At 72.8% G+C, this 15,646-nt stretch carries 16 protein-coding genes; 15 read left to right on the forward strand and 1 reads right to left on the reverse strand.

Features of this window, described 5'->3' with window-relative positions:
* Positions 1–29: 29 nt before the first annotated feature.
* A complete protein-coding gene (locus Cus16_RS07545; protein ID WP_069712030.1) occupies positions 30–1,496 on the forward strand; it encodes a sugar transferase in 1,467 nt (488 codons plus the stop codon).
* 220 nt (positions 1,497–1,716) lie between these two features.
* Positions 1,717–2,001: a twin-arginine translocase TatA/TatE family subunit gene (tatA, locus tag Cus16_RS07550; RefSeq protein ID WP_069712031.1), complete on the forward strand. Its 285-nt coding sequence runs from the start codon at positions 1,717–1,719 to the stop codon at positions 1,999–2,001.
* Positions 2,002–2,102: 101 nt separating this feature from the next.
* Here tatA and Cus16_RS07555 read toward each other — a convergent pair whose 3' ends face one another.
* The gene (locus Cus16_RS07555) at positions 2,103–3,320 is read right to left on the reverse strand and encodes a heparan-alpha-glucosaminide N-acetyltransferase domain-containing protein (protein WP_189319555.1); all 1,218 of its coding nucleotides are present in this window, start codon (positions 3,318–3,320) and stop codon (positions 2,103–2,105) included.
* Between the two features lie 76 nt (positions 3,321–3,396).
* Between Cus16_RS07555 and Cus16_RS07560 the strand changes: the two genes are divergently transcribed.
* The 13 genes from Cus16_RS07560 to Cus16_RS07615 all read left to right on the forward strand — a co-directional run.
* On the forward strand, positions 3,397–4,791 hold the full coding sequence (locus Cus16_RS07560) for an MFS transporter (RefSeq protein ID WP_069712033.1): 1,395 nt from the start codon (positions 3,397–3,399) through the stop codon (positions 4,789–4,791).
* A 53-nt stretch (positions 4,792–4,844) separates the two neighbouring features.
* Positions 4,845–7,013, forward strand: a complete 2,169-nt coding sequence (locus tag Cus16_RS07565) for an ATP-dependent Clp protease ATP-binding subunit (RefSeq protein ID WP_083263799.1) — start codon at positions 4,845–4,847, stop codon at positions 7,011–7,013.
* 54 nt (positions 7,014–7,067) lie between these two features.
* Complete coding sequence (locus Cus16_RS17010; protein WP_262982035.1) at positions 7,068–7,190, forward strand: hypothetical protein; 123 nt, start codon at positions 7,068–7,070, stop codon at positions 7,188–7,190.
* A 23-nt stretch (positions 7,191–7,213) separates the two neighbouring features.
* Positions 7,214–7,867, forward strand: a complete 654-nt coding sequence (locus Cus16_RS07570) for a response regulator transcription factor (RefSeq protein ID WP_069712034.1) — start codon at positions 7,214–7,216, stop codon at positions 7,865–7,867.
* Positions 7,849–9,024, forward strand: a complete 1,176-nt coding sequence (locus tag Cus16_RS07575; RefSeq protein WP_069712035.1) for a sensor histidine kinase — start codon at positions 7,849–7,851, stop codon at positions 9,022–9,024. The genes Cus16_RS07570 and Cus16_RS07575 overlap by 19 nt, the downstream gene beginning before the upstream one ends.
* Positions 9,025–9,072: 48 nt before the next feature.
* Entirely contained in the window at positions 9,073–9,579 is a 507-nt protein-coding gene (locus Cus16_RS07580) for a hypothetical protein (RefSeq protein WP_141718867.1), read from the forward strand.
* 60 nt (positions 9,580–9,639) lie between these two features.
* A complete protein-coding gene (locus Cus16_RS07585; protein ID WP_069712037.1) occupies positions 9,640–10,119 on the forward strand; it encodes a hypothetical protein in 480 nt (159 codons plus the stop codon).
* A complete protein-coding gene (locus tag Cus16_RS07590) occupies positions 10,116–11,162 on the forward strand; it encodes an efflux RND transporter periplasmic adaptor subunit (RefSeq protein ID WP_069712038.1) in 1,047 nt (348 codons plus the stop codon). The genes Cus16_RS07585 and Cus16_RS07590 overlap by 4 nt, the downstream gene beginning before the upstream one ends.
* Positions 11,163–11,227: 65 nt before the next feature.
* Positions 11,228–11,935 (forward strand): ABC transporter ATP-binding protein, encoded by a 708-nt coding sequence (locus tag Cus16_RS07595; protein WP_069712071.1) that lies wholly within the window; start codon positions 11,228–11,230, stop codon positions 11,933–11,935.
* Positions 11,932–13,176, forward strand: coding sequence for an ABC transporter permease (locus Cus16_RS07600; RefSeq protein ID WP_223246555.1), 1,245 nt, complete (start codon positions 11,932–11,934; stop codon positions 13,174–13,176). The genes Cus16_RS07595 and Cus16_RS07600 overlap by 4 nt, the downstream gene beginning before the upstream one ends.
* A gap of 93 nt (positions 13,177–13,269) precedes the next feature.
* Positions 13,270–13,824, forward strand: a complete 555-nt coding sequence (locus tag Cus16_RS07605) for a DUF2231 domain-containing protein (protein ID WP_069712039.1) — start codon at positions 13,270–13,272, stop codon at positions 13,822–13,824.
* A gap of 141 nt (positions 13,825–13,965) precedes the next feature.
* Positions 13,966–14,754: a DeoR/GlpR family DNA-binding transcription regulator gene (locus Cus16_RS07610; protein ID WP_069712040.1), complete on the forward strand. Its 789-nt coding sequence runs from the start codon at positions 13,966–13,968 to the stop codon at positions 14,752–14,754.
* The coding region (locus Cus16_RS07615; RefSeq protein WP_069712041.1) for a 1-phosphofructokinase family hexose kinase at positions 14,751–15,646 on the forward strand (896 nt) is incomplete at its 3' end. The genes Cus16_RS07610 and Cus16_RS07615, both read left to right, overlap by 4 nt.

Below are 15,646 nucleotides of genomic sequence, written 5' to 3' on the forward strand. Positions count from 1 at the left end.
GCCTGCCGGTCACCGTCCGGAGGTGCTCGATGTCGCTCGCAGTGCGTCAGTCGTCCTCGAGCACGCCGCGACGAGCCGCTCCCGCCGGCGCCACGTCCGGGTTCTCCCTCGCCGTCGGCATGCTCGACCTCGGGCTGCTCATCGTCGCGTTCGGGGTCGCACACGCCCTCCGGTTCCCGTGGGAGGTCTCCGGCCCCGCCGCCGGCTCCGGCTGGACCGAGGTCGTGACGGCTCCGGCGGTCGTGCTGCTCTGGATGCTCCTGCTCTCGGGCTTCCGGACGCGTGACCCGCGCATCGCCGGGATCGGCAGCGAGGAGTACCGCCGGCTCGTCACCGCGAGTCTCGTCGCCGGCGCGACCGTCGCCGTGGTCGCGTACGCCACACGTCTCGACATCGCCCGGGGGTACGTCGCCATCGCGTTCCCGCTCGGCCTCGTCCTGCTCGCCCTCGGGCGGAAGGGCGTCCGGACGGTCCTCGCCCATCGCCGCGCCCTGGGGCAGCAGCTGCTCGACGTCCTGCTCGTCGGCGACCTCGACGACGTCCGGTACGTCGGGCGGCGGATCGCTGCCACGCCGGCTGCCGGGTACCGCGTCGCCGCGGTCGTGTCCGACTGCGCCGAGGTGGGTGCCGGGGTCGACCTCGGCACGGCCGAGGCCGAGGTCGTCGGCGGCATCGACGACGTGCTCGACGTGGCTTCCGACACGGGCGTTGCGGCCGTGGTGGTGGCCGGTGCCGTGCGCGGCGGCCACGAACGGCTGCGCCGACTCGGGTGGCAGCTCGAGGAGCGGGGCGTCGAGCTCGTCGTCTCCTCGCCGCTCGCCGACATCGCGGCTGGGCGGGTGCACGAGCGACCGGTCGACGGGTTGCCGCTCATGCACGTCGAGGCCCCCGACTACCGCTGCCGCCGGGGCAAGCGGCTGCTCGACGTGGTCGGCGCCACCGCCGGGCTGGTCGTGCTCGCACCGCTGCTGGCGGCCATCGCCCTCGTCATCCGACTCGACGACGGCGGGCCGGTGTTCTTCCGGCAGCGCCGCGTCGGACGGGGGGCGCAGGAGTTCTCGATCCTCAAGTTCCGGACGATGTGCGTCGACGCCGAGGCACGGATCGCCGAGCTCGCCGCCGGGAACGAGGGCTCGGGGCCCCTCTTCAAGCTGCAGCGCGACCCCAGGGTGACCCGGGTGGGCGCGTTCCTCCGGCGGACGTCGCTCGACGAGCTCCCGCAGCTGTGGAACGTCCTCACCGGTTCGATGAGCCTCGTCGGTCCCCGTCCCGCGCTGCCGAGCGAGGTTGCCGTCTACGAGGACTTCGCCGATCGTCGGTTGCTCGTGACCCCCGGCATGACCGGGTTGTGGCAGGTCAGCGGCCGCTCGGACCTCGACTGGGCCGAAGGGGTCCGGCTCGACCTGCACTACGTCGAGAACTGGTCGTTCCTCCACGACCTCGTCATCCTCGCCAGGACGGTCCCGTCCGTCCTGCGGTCCCGCGGCGCCTACTAGCCGCCCCACCGACCCCGGCCGTGCCTTGACCCGCGGCCGGAACGGCGCACCCCCGGAGAGCAACGGCCTCCGGGGGTGCTGCCTGTGTGAACGGTGTCCGTTCCTGCTCCGGCCTGGGATTCGGAGCGATGGGGGAGTTACCATGTCGGGACACGCTCTTCCGCTGGTCCGATCGACGACGATCGGGCGAGTGACGCCAGAACCAGGACAAGGAGTCAACATGTTCGCAGGCCTCACAGGGCTCCACCTGCTGATCATCCTCGGGATCGTCATCCTGCTCTTCGGTGCGACCAAGCTCCCGGCGCTCGCCAAGGGCCTCGGCCAGTCGATCAACATCTTCAAGAAGGAGATGGGCGACGACAAGAAGAACGACGACGGCACGGTGAACACCGTCGTGACCGACCCGGCCGCTCAGCACACGGCGCAGCCGACCGCGCAGCCCGTCGTCAACCCCGGTCCCTCGGTGCAGCCCAACGCGCACTCGAGCGCCGAGCCCAAGAACTAGGACACCCAGCCCCGTCCTGTCGGCAGCCCCCGCGACCATGTCGGTCGCGGGGGCTTCGGCGTTCGCCGGGGCTCCGTCCCCGCGGGGTCGGTGCGGAGCGGTCAGGCGGTCGCAGGCCGGGGATCGTCGAGCGCTCGGGACGCGCGGCGGATCAGGGCCTCGAGCGGCCCCCGTCGACCCGACCGGTCCACGAGCAGCGCGGTGACGACCGCCACGACGGCGAGCACGGTGAACGGGAACCACCCGTGCAGCGCGGGCACCGGGTCCGGGTTGCCAGCGGCGAACCAGGCACCGATCGCCAGGATGTGCCCGCAGTACAGCGTCAGGGCGAGGCGGCCGACCGCGCGCAGCGGCAGGAGGACCGACGAGAGCCGGACGGCGACGAGGCAGAGTGCGGCGAGGACGGCCAGAGCGGTCCCGAGCGCTCCGACGAGCTCGAACGACGAGCCCGAGTGCGGCGTGATGTCGAGCAGCCGCGCCCACTCGATCTGCGGGAACGGCGGGAACTCCGGTCGGAGCTGCACCACGTCGGGTCCGCCGCTCGGCACGGTCTTCGACACGGGTCCTGCCCCGCCGCCCGACGTCACGGGGACCAGCATCCCGACCGGGCCGACGACGCCGAGCGCCGATCCGAGGAGGGCGCCGCCGCCGTACCCGACCACGGCCATCGCGGTGCCGACGACCAGCATCCGGCGGAGCACCGGTGCGCGGTCGAGGCCGAGTCGTGCGACGAGCACCCCGGCGAGCACGACGCCGAACCAGGACACCGCCGGGTAGCCGACGAACAGCAGGTCGGCGGTGCCGCTCCCGCTCATCTCGACGACGGCCTGACCGACCAGTGCGAGCACGGGTCCGACGCCCAGGGAGAGCGCGGTCGCGAGGACGACCCAGCGGAGCCGGAGCCGGAGGAAGGGCAGCGCGGCCACGAACAGGACCGCGTAGGTCGGCAGGATGACGAGGACGCCGCCGGGGACGAGCGTGAGGAGCGCGCCGATCGCCAGGAGCACCGCGGCGCGGGCCAGCACGTGCCGACGGTCGCGCAGGAGACCGCTTCCGGGACGGCCGGTCGGCGCGCGTCCGGTCAGCTCTGGATCGGCACGCGGTCCGGTGGTGAGCAGGACGAGCGAGACGCCGGCGCACAGGGCGAACAGGACCGAGGACCGGCCGTTCACGAGGTCGGGCCAGCTCGACGGATCCGTCCAGTCGAAGAGCGTGTCCGCCGCCCCGACGTGGGCGGAGAACATGCCGAGGACGGCGAGCCCGCGAGCGGCGTCGAGACCGGCGAGACGTGGACGGGTGGGGGCAATGACATGTTGCATGTCGATGATGCTCGCGAGCGCGCTGTTTCGTCGGTGCAACCGGTCGCCGGGTGTCGCCGGCGAGGATGATGGGCGCATGACCGCTCCGGCCGCAACCGCTCCGCTCCGCGACGACCGCCGGGTGGTCCTCGTGGTCGCGATCCTGGCGTCCTTCGTCGTCGGGCTCGACTCGAGCGTCGTCAACGTCGCCCTGCCGGCGATCAGGGGGGAGCTCGGCGGTGGTCTCGTCGTGCAGCAGTGGACGGTGGACGCCTACCTGGTCACGCTCGGCTCGTTGATCCTGGTGGCCGGCTCCCTCTCCGACCTGTTCGGCCGCGTCCGGATCATCCGGTGGGGCCTCATCGTCTTCGGCGTCGCCTCGGTGGTGTGCGCGATCGCACCGACCGGCGAGGTCCTGGTCGTCGCTCGGGCGTTCCAGGGCGTCGGTGGAGCGCTGGTGACCCCGAGTGCCCTGGCGCTCATCGTCGCGGCGTTCCGGGGTACGGCGCAGGCGAAGGCGATCGGGTCGTGGACGGCCTGGTCGAGTGCGGCGTCCATCCTCGGGCCGGTCGTCGGCGGGCTGATCGTCGACGGCATCGGCTGGCGCTGGATCTTCGTGGTGACGGCCGTGCCGATCGCGGTGACGATCCCCCTGGTGCGACGGATCTCCGGCGACGTGGTCACCGGTGACCGTCCGCGGGTGGACGTCGTCGGCGCGGTGCTCGCCGTGGTCGGGGTCGGCGGTGTCGTCCTCGGCCTGATCGAGCAGGAGCGCCTCGGGTGGGGCGCCCCGGTGGTGGTCGCCGCGCTCGTGCTCGGCGCCGCGTCCCTCGTGGCGTTCGTGCCGTGGGAGCTCCGCGTGACCCGCACCGCCGGCTCGCCCCTGGTGCCGCTCGAGCTGTTCCGGGCGCGCAACTTCACGGTCGGCAACCTGGCGACGCTCTCGATCTACGGGGCGCTGGGGATGGTGTTCTTCGTCGTGACCCTGTTCCTGCAGGAGGTCTGGGACTTCCCCGCCTGGGTCGCCGGACTCGCGACGTTGCCGCCCACGCTGATGCTCCTGGCGCTGTCCACCACGGTCGGTTCGTTCTCCGGCCGGTACGGTCCGCGGTGGTTCATGGCTGCCGGGCCGGCCGTGGCCGCGGTCGGCGCGCTGCTGATGCTGCTCGCCGGCGACGACCCGGCGGGCTACTGGTGGTCGGTGCTGCCCGGGCTGGTGCTGATCGGTGCGGGGATCGCGACCATGGTGACGCCGCTGACGAGTGCCGTGCTCGGATCGGTGCCGCAGGCGGAGGCCGGTGCCGGATCCGCCGTGAACAACGCGGTCGCCCGCATCGCCGGGCTGGTGACGGTGGCCCTGGCGGGCGTCGTCCTCGGCGGCGGAGTGAGCGTCGATGGACTGCACCGCGCGATGGTCGTGATGGCGCTGCTGCTGGCGGCCGGCGCCGTCGTCAGCGCGGTCGGGATCCGGAATGCACCGCTGCGCTCGTAAGTTGAGTGCAGTAGACTCAAGTACACCACCACCGCACGGAAAGGACGGACCGCATGGCGAACCTCCAGGGCGCTCCCGACTCGCAGGAACGGCAGAAGACCGCCCTCGAGCAGTACGGCGTCGACCTGACCGCGATCGCGCGGAGCGGCAAGCTCGACCCGGTGATCGGCCGTGACGCCGAGATCCGCCGCGTCTCCCAGGTGCTGACGCGCCGGACCAAGAACAACCCGGTCCTCATCGGCGAGCCGGGCGTCGGCAAGACCGCCGTGGTCGAGGGCCTGGCGCAGCGCATCGTCGCCGGCGACGTCGCCGACTCGTTGAAGGACAAGCGACTCGTGTCGCTCGACATGTCCGCGCTCATCGCCGGGGCGAAGTACCGCGGCGAGTTCGAGGAGCGGCTCAAGGCCGTCCTCAAGGAGATCGACGACTCCGACGGCCAGGTCATCACCTTCATCGACGAGCTGCACACGCTCATGGGTGCCGGCGGCGGCGAGGGCTCCGTCGCGGCGTCGAACATGCTCAAGCCGATGCTCGCACGCGGTGAGCTGCGGCTGATCGGCGCGACGACGCTCGACGAGTACCGCGAGTACATCGAAAAGGACGCCGCCCTCGAGCGGCGCTTCCAGCAGGTGTTCGTGGGGGAGCCGAGCGTCGAGGACACCGTGGCGATCCTCCGCGGACTCAAGGAGCGGTACGAGGCGCACCACAAGGTGACGATCAACGACTCCGCGCTGGTGGCCGCCGCGAGCCTGTCGAACCGGTACATCTCCGGTCGACAGCTGCCGGACAAGGCGATCGACCTCATCGACGAAGCGGCGAGCCGGCTCCGCATGGAGATCGACTCGAGCCCGGTGGAGATCGACGAGCTCAAGCGCAGCGTCGACCGCCTGCGGGTCGAGGAGTTCGCGCTGAAGCAGGAGCGGGACGACGCCTCGAAGGCGCGGCTCGCGACCCTGCGCGCCGAGCTCGACACCCGGCAGGCGCGGCTCGACGAGCTCGAGCAGCGCTGGCAGGCCGAGCGCGCGAGCCTCAACCGCATCGGTGAGCTCAAGCAGCAGCTCGACGAGCTCAACATGCGCAGCCAGCGTGCCCAGCGCGAGGCCGACTACGAGACGGTCTCGCGGCTCGAGTACGGCGAGAAGCCCCGCATCGAGGCCGAGCTGGCCGCCGCCGAGCAGGCCGAGAGCGCGGACCGCATGGTGAACGACAGCGTCGCGGACGAGGACATCGCCGCCGTGATCGCACAGTGGACGGGCATCCCGATGGGCCGCCTGCTGCAGGGCGAGACCGAGAAGCTCCTGCACCTGGAGACCGAGCTCGGCCGCCGGATCATCGGGCAGCGCGCCGCGGTGTCGACCGTGTCCGAGGCGGTCCGTCGCACCCGCGCCGGGATCTCGGACCCGGACCGTCCGACGGGCTCGTTCCTGTTCCTCGGCCCGACCGGCGTCGGCAAGACCGAGCTGGCCAAGGCGCTCGCCGAGTTCCTGTTCGACGACGAGAAGGCCCTCGTCCGCATCGACATGAGCGAGTACGGCGAGAAGCACTCGGTCGCGCGGCTGATCGGTGCCCCGCCCGGGTACGTCGGGTACGAGGCTGGCGGGCAGCTCACCGAGACCGTCCGTCGGCGCCCGTACTCCGTGGTGCTGCTCGACGAGGTCGAGAAGGCGCACCCCGAGGTCTTCGACGTCCTGCTCCAGGTGCTCGACGACGGCCGGCTCACGGACGGGCAGGGTCGAACGGTGGACTTTCGGAACACGATCGTGATCCTGACGTCGAACCTCGGCTCACAGTTCATGACCGACCTGACGCTGACCGAGGTCCAGCGCGAGGAGGCCGTGCGGGAGCTCGTGCAGCAGGCGTTCCGACCCGAGTTCGTGAACCGGCTCGACGACATCGTCGTGTTCCAGGCGCTCACCACCGAGGACCTCGGGCAGATCGTCTCGCTGGACGTCGACCGGCTGGCACGTCGCCTGACCGACCGGCGGCTCGAACTCGCCGTCACGCCCGCCGCCCGCGGGTGGCTGGCGGAGCGCGGGTACGACCCGGTGTACGGGGCCCGGCCGCTCCGCCGCCTGATGCAGCGGCAGATCGACGACCGGCTGGCGCGGGCGATCCTGTCGGGCGACGTGCGCGACGGCGACACCGTCCGGGTCGACGTCGCCGCCGACGGCGACGCGCTGACGGTCGAGCCGTTCGAACTGGCGGAGATCGTCGAGGAGTAGGTCGACCCCGGGAGCGTTACGGCGGCGAAACAGCGCAGGCGGGACGGTGGGCGTATGGAACAACACACCGTCGACACCGTCCCGCTGTTCATCGCCCGCTCCGCGAGCACGGCTGAATTCGTCGTCCGGGTCGACGAGCGGCGGGGGACCGTGCACCTCGACTCAGCCGACTCCTAAGCACCGCATGTGAAATGTCATGCGTGCGTGTACTCGTGGTGGACGATGAGACCTCCCTGGCGGACCTCGTCGCGAAGGGGCTCTGCCGCCAGGACATGGCCGTCGACGTCGCCTACCGGGGCGACGAGGCGGACGAGCTCCTCGCGGTGAACGACTACGACGTGGTGGTGCTCGACCGTGACCTCCCGGGGCTGCACGGGGACGAGGTCGCCCGTCGGCTCGCCGCCCGCGGCTCGCTCACCCGCATCCTCATGCTCACCGCCGCGACCGCGCTCGCAGACCGCGTGCACGGACTCGAGCTCGGCGCGGACGACTACCTCGCGAAGCCGTTCGAGTACCCGGAGCTCGTCGCCCGCGTACGTGCCCTGGGGCGGCGGAGCGTGCCGCCGGTGGCGCCCGTGCTGGAGCGGGACGGTCTCGTGCTCGACTCGAACCGGCGGGTCGCGACGCGGGACGGCCGCCCGCTCGACCTGACCTCGAAGGAACTCGGGGTGCTCGAGGTGCTGCTCCGCGCGGACGGCCGGATCGTGTCGTCCGAGGAACTGCTCGAGAAGGTCTGGGACATGAACATCGACCCGTTCACCGCGGCCGTCCGGGTGACGGTGTCGAAGCTCCGCAAGAAGCTCGGGACCCCCGACCCGATCCGGACCGTGCCGGGGTGCGGGTACGCGCTGTGACGCGGCTCTGGAGCATCGGCACCCGGACGGCCGTCGGGTTCGCGGTGTCGTCGATGGTGCTCACTGCGGGCGTCCTGGTGTTCGTGAACCTCGCGTCGCAGTGGTCGCTGAGCACGGTCGCCGACGAGCCGGCCATCGAGCTGCCGTGGACCGGGATCGCTTCCGTGGCCCCGGATCCGGACGTCGGGCCGGCCGTCGGGCCGGACGGGCAGCCGGGTGCGACGGTCGCGTTCGTCCGCGTGGTCGCCGCCCAGCAGTGGCAGTGGTCCGCCGTCGGCATCGTCGCGGCCGGCGTGCTCGCCGGCGTGCTCGGATGGGTCCTCAGTCGCAGGGTGCTCCGGCCGATCGACCGCATCACGGCCACCACGGACCGCATCTCGGCGTCGACGCTGCACGAGCGCGTCGCCCTGGACGGACCCGACGACGAGCTCCGACGGCTCTCGGCGACGATCGACGCCCTGCTCGACCGGCTCGAGGCGGCGTTCGCGAGCCAGCGGCGGTTCGTGGCGCAGGCGGCGCACGAGCTCCGGACCCCGCTCGCGGTCCAGCGGGCCTCCCTGCAGATCGGCCTGCCCGACGACGCCTCGCCGGGCGAGGTCGCGTCGGTCCGGAGCGAGCTGCTGGAGCAGAACCGGCGGACGGAGCACCTCGTCGAGTCGCTGCTCGTGCTCGCCGAGGCCGAGCGCGGCCTGGAGGACCGCGGCGCGCCGGTGGACCTCGACACGATCGTCCGCGACGTCGTCGCCCAGGCCCGGTCCCAGGCCGAGGGCGTCGGGGTGACGATCCACACCGAGAGCGCCTCCGCTCCGGTCGGGCTGACCGGCGAGGCGCTCCTGGTGCGGCAGCTCGTCGCCAACCTCGTCGACAACGCCGTCGAGTACAACCACGACGGCGGCACGGTGCTCGTCCGGACCGCGCCGTGTGGTGTCACCGTTGAGAACACCGGGCCGCTCGTCCCGCCGTCGGACGTCGCGACGCTGACCGAGCCGTTCCGACGCGGTGCACAGGCCGGAACGAAGCGGCACAGCGGTCTCGGGCTGTCGATCGTCACCGCCATCGCCGACGCACACGGCTGGGACGTGCGCATCGAACCCCGTCCCGGCGGTGGGCTCCGCGTCGCCGTGCTCGTCCGTCCGGCCGTTGTTTCGTCGGTGTAACCGTCCGCCGTACGCTGGTGAAACACCGTGTGCGTTGTGCTGGAGCACATGAACGACACCACACGAACCCCCCGACTGGTCCGCGCCGCCGCCGTCCTCGCCCTCGCGCTCGTCGGGTCGACCGCCCTCGCTGCCTGCTCCACGACGCCGACCGCGCCGTCGACCGAGCACGCCGCGGCATCGGTCGGCGCGGAGTGGGGCGACTGCATGCGCACCGCGGGCTTCCAGGTCGAGGACCCGTCGGACGACCAGGTCCGGAGCGGCGCGGTCACCTCGCCGGCCGACGTCGACGCGGAGCGCTTCACCGAGGCATCCGGCAAGTGCGCATCGGACCTCGGCATCACGGGTGCCGACTCGGCGCAGAAGGACAAGTGGAAGCGCCAGTACGCCGCGGTCGACTCCTGCGTCCGTGAGCAGTACCCGGATGCGCCGGAGCAGGAACCGGGCCTCATCGACTACAGCGACTACCCGCGCGCACAGGAGCCGGAGTTCGAGGAGACGCTCTCGTCCTGCCTGAGCGAGCACGCCCCGGACACCCAGCAGCTGGGCCGGTGATCGTCGGCACCTGACCACCGGCACCTGACCACCAGCACGACGAGCATCGGAGACACCACCATGACCACCATCGCCACCCGCACCGGGATCGCCGCGGCGTTCCTCGTCCTCGCCGGCGTCCTCGCCGGCTGTTCCGCAGCCGGACCGGACCCTGCATCGTCATCGTCCGGACCGTCGCGGTCGAGCGTCGCTCACGCCGTCGCGTCCTGCATGCGGGACGCGGGCTACGACGTGACCGACGACGACTACCAGCGCTTCCCGACCGACGGGGACATCTCCGATCGGCAGGAGGTGCTGGAGAAGTGCACGAAGGAGCACGATCCCGAGACCGCGCGTCAGGCCGAGGCGGCCCAGAACGATCCGGAGTTCCTGGCGATCCATACGAAGGTCGGGAAGTGCATGCGGAAGGCGGGTTACGCGGACTACCCGGACGATTCCCGCGACGCCGACGCGTACTCCCCGCCCGAGGGTGACCCGGAGTTCGGGGAGGTACTTCGGAAGTGCTACGAAGGGGCCGGCGCGAGCGTGGTGACGCAGTGAGCAGCACCACGACGAAGCGCACGGCCGTCGTCTCGGCGTGCCTGGTCGCCGTGCTGGCTGCTGGCCTCGGCACGTGGGCCGTCGTCGGCGGTGCGCCGCAGGAGTCCTCGGCCGCCCAGGGCCGGACGCACCACGCCACGGCCCCCGTGACGAAGGGGAACCTCACCGACTCGAAGGTGTTCGCCGGCACCCTCGGGTACGGCGCTCCGACCGGGGTGCCCGGCGCGGCATCCGGCACCGTGACCTGGTTGCCGGAACCCGGGCAGGTCGTCGAGCAGGACCAGCCGCTCTACGCGGTCGACGAACGCCCGGTCCGGGCGATGTACGGCACGACGCCGCTCTGGCGGACGCTCGAGTACGGCGACAAGGGTGCCGACGTCCGGCAGCTCAACGAGGACCTCGCCGCGCTCGGGTACGACGTCTCCGTCGACGAGGTCTTCGGGAAGCGCACGCTCGCCGCCGTGAAGCGGTGGCAGAAGGACCGAGGCCTGGAGCGCACGGGGACGATCACGGCGAACGACGTCGTGTTCGTCGACGGGGCCGTGCGGGTCGACTCGGTGGTCGCGAAGCTCGGGCAGCCGGCCGCGGGCGACGTCCTCGAGGTGACCAGCACCAAGCGGGTCGTGAACGCCTCGGTGTCGCAGACCGACGCGGAGCGCCTGCCCGTCGGGGCGAAGGTGCGCGTCCGGATCAACGGCGGCGGTGACGCCGTCGCCGGCGAGGTCGTCGACGTGGAGACGGGCGAAGCGGACGGCGGTGGGAAGACCGTGGTCACCACGATCGCGTTCGACGCCGGTGACCGGCAGCTGCCGGCCGCGGCGTCCGTGCAGGTCGAGGCGCCCGGCCAGACCGTGACGGACGTGCTGTCCGTGCCGGTGCAGGCACTCGCCGCCGGCGGTCGCGCCGGCGAGTACAGCGTCGAGGTCGTCCGACGCGACGGCACCACGAAGCGCGTCCGCGTCGAGGTCGGACTCGTCGCCGACGGACGCGCTGCGGTCACCGGTGCCGTGCACGAGGGCGACGAGGTCGTGGTGCCCTCGTGAGCGTCACGCCCCTCGCCGAGGGAACAGCCGCCGGGCCGACCGCCGGGCCGAGCGCCGCGGAGACGGTGGTCCACCTCCGCGACGTCGTGAAGACCTACGGCGACGTCCAGGCACTCCGCGGCGTCTCGCTGGACGTCACCGCGGGGGAGCTCGTGGCGGTCGTCGGCCCCTCGGGTTCGGGCAAGTCCACGATGCTCAACACGGTGGGCACGCTCGACCGACCGACGTCCGGCACCGTGCGGATCGCCGGGCACGACGTCGGGTCGATGCGCGACGACGACCTCTCGCGGCTCCGCGCCGAGCACATCGGGTTCGTCTTCCAGCACTTCCACCTGCAGGCGGGCGCGACGGCGGCGGAGAACGTCGCCGACGGGCTCCTCTACGCCGGGGTCCCGCGGCGCGCCCGCCTGGAGCGTGCGGAGGACGCCCTCGGACGGGTCGGCCTCGGCCACCGTGTCGGTCACCGCCCGACCGAGCTGTCCGGCGGCGAGAAGCAGCGCGTCGCGATCGCCCGCGCAGTCGTCGGCGACCCCACGATCCTGCTGGCCGACGAACCCACCGGGGCGCTGGACAGCGCGAGCGGGCAGCGGATCCTGGCACTGCTCCGCGAGCTGAACGACGGCGGGACGACGGTGCTCGTCATCACGCACGACCTCGCCCTGGCCGCCTCGCTGCCGCGGCAGGTGCGCATGCGGGACGGTGCCGTCGAGGAGGACTCCAGCACGTCGGACGCCGGGGCGCTCGCCGACGCGATCGCCGGGGTCGCCCGGTGAGCGCGCACACGACGAGCCCGCGCACGACGAGCGCGCACACGGTGCGCCCGCCGGGGTCGCGGACACGGACGGTCGGTCCGGGTGACCTCCTCCGGCTCGGGGTCTTCGGCCTCCGGACGCGACCGGGCCGGGTCGTGCTGTCGGCGCTCGGCATCGCCATCGGCATCGCCGCGATGATCGCCGTCGTCGGCATCTCATCGTCGAGCAAGGCGGCGCTCGACCGGGTGCTCGACGCGCTCGGGACGAACGTCCTGACCGTGACGAAGGCGCAGGGGTTCGGGGAGGTCGCGCCCCTGCCGACCACAGCCGTGGAGTCCGTGCTCCGCCAGCCCGACGTGCAGGCCGCCGCGGGGGTCGGCGAGGCGAAGGACGGCCGGGTCTACCGCAGCCCGTTCGTGCCGGCGGCGGAGACGAAGGGGGTCGGTGTGATGACGACGTGGGGCGACGTCCCCGCGGTGCTCGGCGGGTCGCTCGCGGCCGGCCGCTGGGTCGACCCGTCGTCGGACGCTCCGGCACAGGCCGTGCTCGGTGCGGTGGCGGCCGAGAGCCTCGGGATCGACCGGCTCCGCCCGGACACCGCGGTGTGGATCGGCGGGCAGCGGGTGCAGGTCGTCGGGATCCTCGCGCCGATGCAGCTCGCGGAGGACCTGGACAACCAGGTCTTCGTCCCGCAGGGGTTCGCGGCGTCCCTCGGCTTCGACGGGCACCCGACGGCGGTGTACACGCGGGTCGATCCGGAGCGCGTGGCGGCGGCGCGCGACGTCCTCGCGAACGCGGTCCGGCCCGATCGGCCGCAGGAGGTCGGCGTGACCCGTCCGTCCGACGCCCTCGCGGCGAAGAACGCGACGGACGACTCCTTCACGGGCCTCCTCGTCGGCATCGGCGGGGTCGCCCTGCTGGTCGGGGGCATCGGCGTGGCGAACACGATGGTGATCACCGTCCTCGAACGCCGGGCCGAGGTCGGCGTGCGCCGCGCGCTCGGTGCCCGTCGACGGAACATCCGCGACCAGTTCCTGGTGGAGTCGCTGCTGCTGTCGTTCCTCGGCGGCGTGGCCGGCGTCGTCATCGGACTCGCGGTGACGATCACCTTCGCGGTCGGCCAGGGCTGGCCGGTGGCGATCCCGCTCTGGGCGGTCGCCGGTGGCCTCGCGGCGACCGTGGTGATCGGCGGCGTCTCCGGGCTCTACCCCGCTGCGCGCGCTGCGCGCATCCCGCCCACGTCGGCACTGGCGGCCGTCTGAGCGGCGGCGTGTGATCAGCGCAGCGCACCGGACGGGAGGCCCGGTGCCGGTTCCTGGAACCGGCACCGGGCCTCCCGGCCTAGCGTCCAGGGCATGCCTGAGCTGCCGATCATCCGCCGCCTGACCGACTCCATCGAGCACGCGAGCGTGCTCGACAAGGCCGTCGACCTCGACACGCGCGTCGTCCGTGCCGTCGCGAAGCCGAAGGCCCTGCGGCAGCTGCTGCACGGCGTGCCGTTCGGTCACCCCCTGCACCCGCTGATGGTGCAGGTGCCGCTGGGTGCCTGGATCTCGGCGGCCGTCCTCGACACGATCGGCGGGAAGGGCAACGCGCGGGCCGCGCAGACGCTGACCGGGGTCGGGATCGCCTCGGCCGGCAGCGCCTCGATCGCCGGCTACGTCGACTGGGCGGAACTCTCCCTCGAGCAGCGTCGGACCGGGTGGGTGCACCAGGCCGTGAACTGGGTCGGCATCACGTTCTTCGGCCTGTCGTGGTGGCAGCGCCGGAAGGGCAACACCGCCGCGGGCAAGGCGCTCGGCTTCGTCGGGCTGACCGTCGTCGGCGTCGGCGGCTACCTCGGCGGCCACCTGTCGTACCGCCAGCGCGCCGGCGTCGGGTCGAGCGACCGCGTGCCGTTCGACGCCTGACCCCGGACTCCTGGACGCCCGATCCGCTGCTGCGGATCGGGCGTTCGCTGCGTTCGTGTTGGTTCACCTGCGCAACAGTTGCGTTCGTGTTGCTTCTGGACGTACAGTTCCTGAAACCAACGGGAACGAAGGAGTTCGGGCATGTACGCAACGGAGCGGCAGGACGCCATCGCCGCCGCGCTGCATTCGGCCGGGCGGGTGTCGGTCGCCGACCTCGCCGAACACTTCGACGTGACCACCGAGACCGTCCGGCGCGACCTCGACGCCCTCGAGACCGCCGGTGTCCTGCGCCGGGTGCACGGGGGTGCGGTCCCCGTCGGTCGGTCGAGCGTCGTCGAGCTCAGCGTCGCCGAGCGCGAGGGACAGCACGGCACCGCGAAGACCGCGATCGCGCGCGCCGCGATGCGGCTCGTGCCGTCGACCTTCACCGGCTCGATCGCCCTCGACGCGGGCACGACCTGCGCCGCCGTCGCCGCCGAGCTCGCACGGTGGGAGCCGGCGACGCCCGGGGCGACCCTGACCGTCGTCACCAACTCCGTGCCGATCGCCGCGGTCCTGCAGCACAGCGCCCACGTCGAGCTCCACCTGCTCGGCGGCCGGGTCCGCGGGGTGACGAGCGCCGCCGTCGGCACCGCGACCGTCGAGCAGATCGCCGGTCTGCGCCCCGACGTCGCCTTCGTCGGCACGAACGGCCTGTCCGCGGGCTTCGGGCTGAGCACGCCCGACGAGTACGAGGCCGGCGTGAAGGGCGCGTACGTCCTCGCCGCGCGCCGGAGCGTCGTGCTCGCCGACGCCGCGAAGCACGGGGTGGAGGCGCTCATGCGCTTCGCGCGCCTCGACGAGATCGACACGCTCGTCACCGACCAGGAGCCCCCGGCGGACCTCGCCGTCGCGCTCGCCGACGCCGACGTGGAGGTCGTGGTCGCATGAGGCCCGAGAACGGCACCGTCCAGCACAGCACCCGCATCGTCACCGTGACGCCCAACCCGTCCCTCGACCGCACGATCGAGCTCGGCGGCGAGCTGCAGCGTGGCGCCGTCCAGCGTGCCGTGCGCACCACGGCCGAGCCCGGCGGCAAGGGCGTCAACGTGTCCCGCGTGGTCGTCGCGAGCGGGGGCGACACCCTCGCCGTCCTGCCGGGCGACGAGCTCGACCCCGTCCTGCTCGGCCTGGCGACCCGGGGCATCCCGACCCTCGCGCTGCCGATCGGTGCGCCGCTGCGGTCGAACGTCACCGTCACCGAGCCGACCGGCACGACGACGAAGCTCAACGAGCCCGGCCCCTCGCTGGCCGGACGGCTCGACGACCTCGCCGCGCTCGTCGCCGACGCCGCGGGCCCGACGCCGACCGGACCGGCCGCCCGCTGGGTCGTCCTCGCCGGTTCGCTCCCGCCCGGGCTGCCCGACGACGCCCTCGCCGTGCTCGTCCGCGCGGTCCGCCGGCGGCACGGCGACGACGTCCGCATCGCGGTCGACTCGTCGGGCGTCCCGTTCACCGCGCTGCTGCAGTCCGGGGAGCGGATCGACCTGGTGAAGCCGAACGCCGAGGAGCTCGCCGAGGTCGTCGGTGGCGACCCCGACGTGTACGAGCAGGACCCGGACGCGGCCGTCGCGGCAGCGCACCGCCTGCGGCACAAGCACGTCGACACCGTCCTGCTCACCCTGGGCAGCGCCGGCGCCGTCCTGGTGTCGGACGAGGGCGCCTTCGCCGCCGCCGCACCCCGGATCGTCGCCCGCTCGACGGTCGGAGCGGGGGACTCATCGCTCGCCGGATACCTGCTCGCCGAGGTCGCCGGAGCGACCCCCGCCGAGCGGCTCCCCCC

This window comes from Curtobacterium sp. ER1/6 (genome assembly GCF_001742745.1).
GTDB lineage: Bacteria > Actinomycetota > Actinomycetes > Actinomycetales > Microbacteriaceae > Curtobacterium > Curtobacterium citri.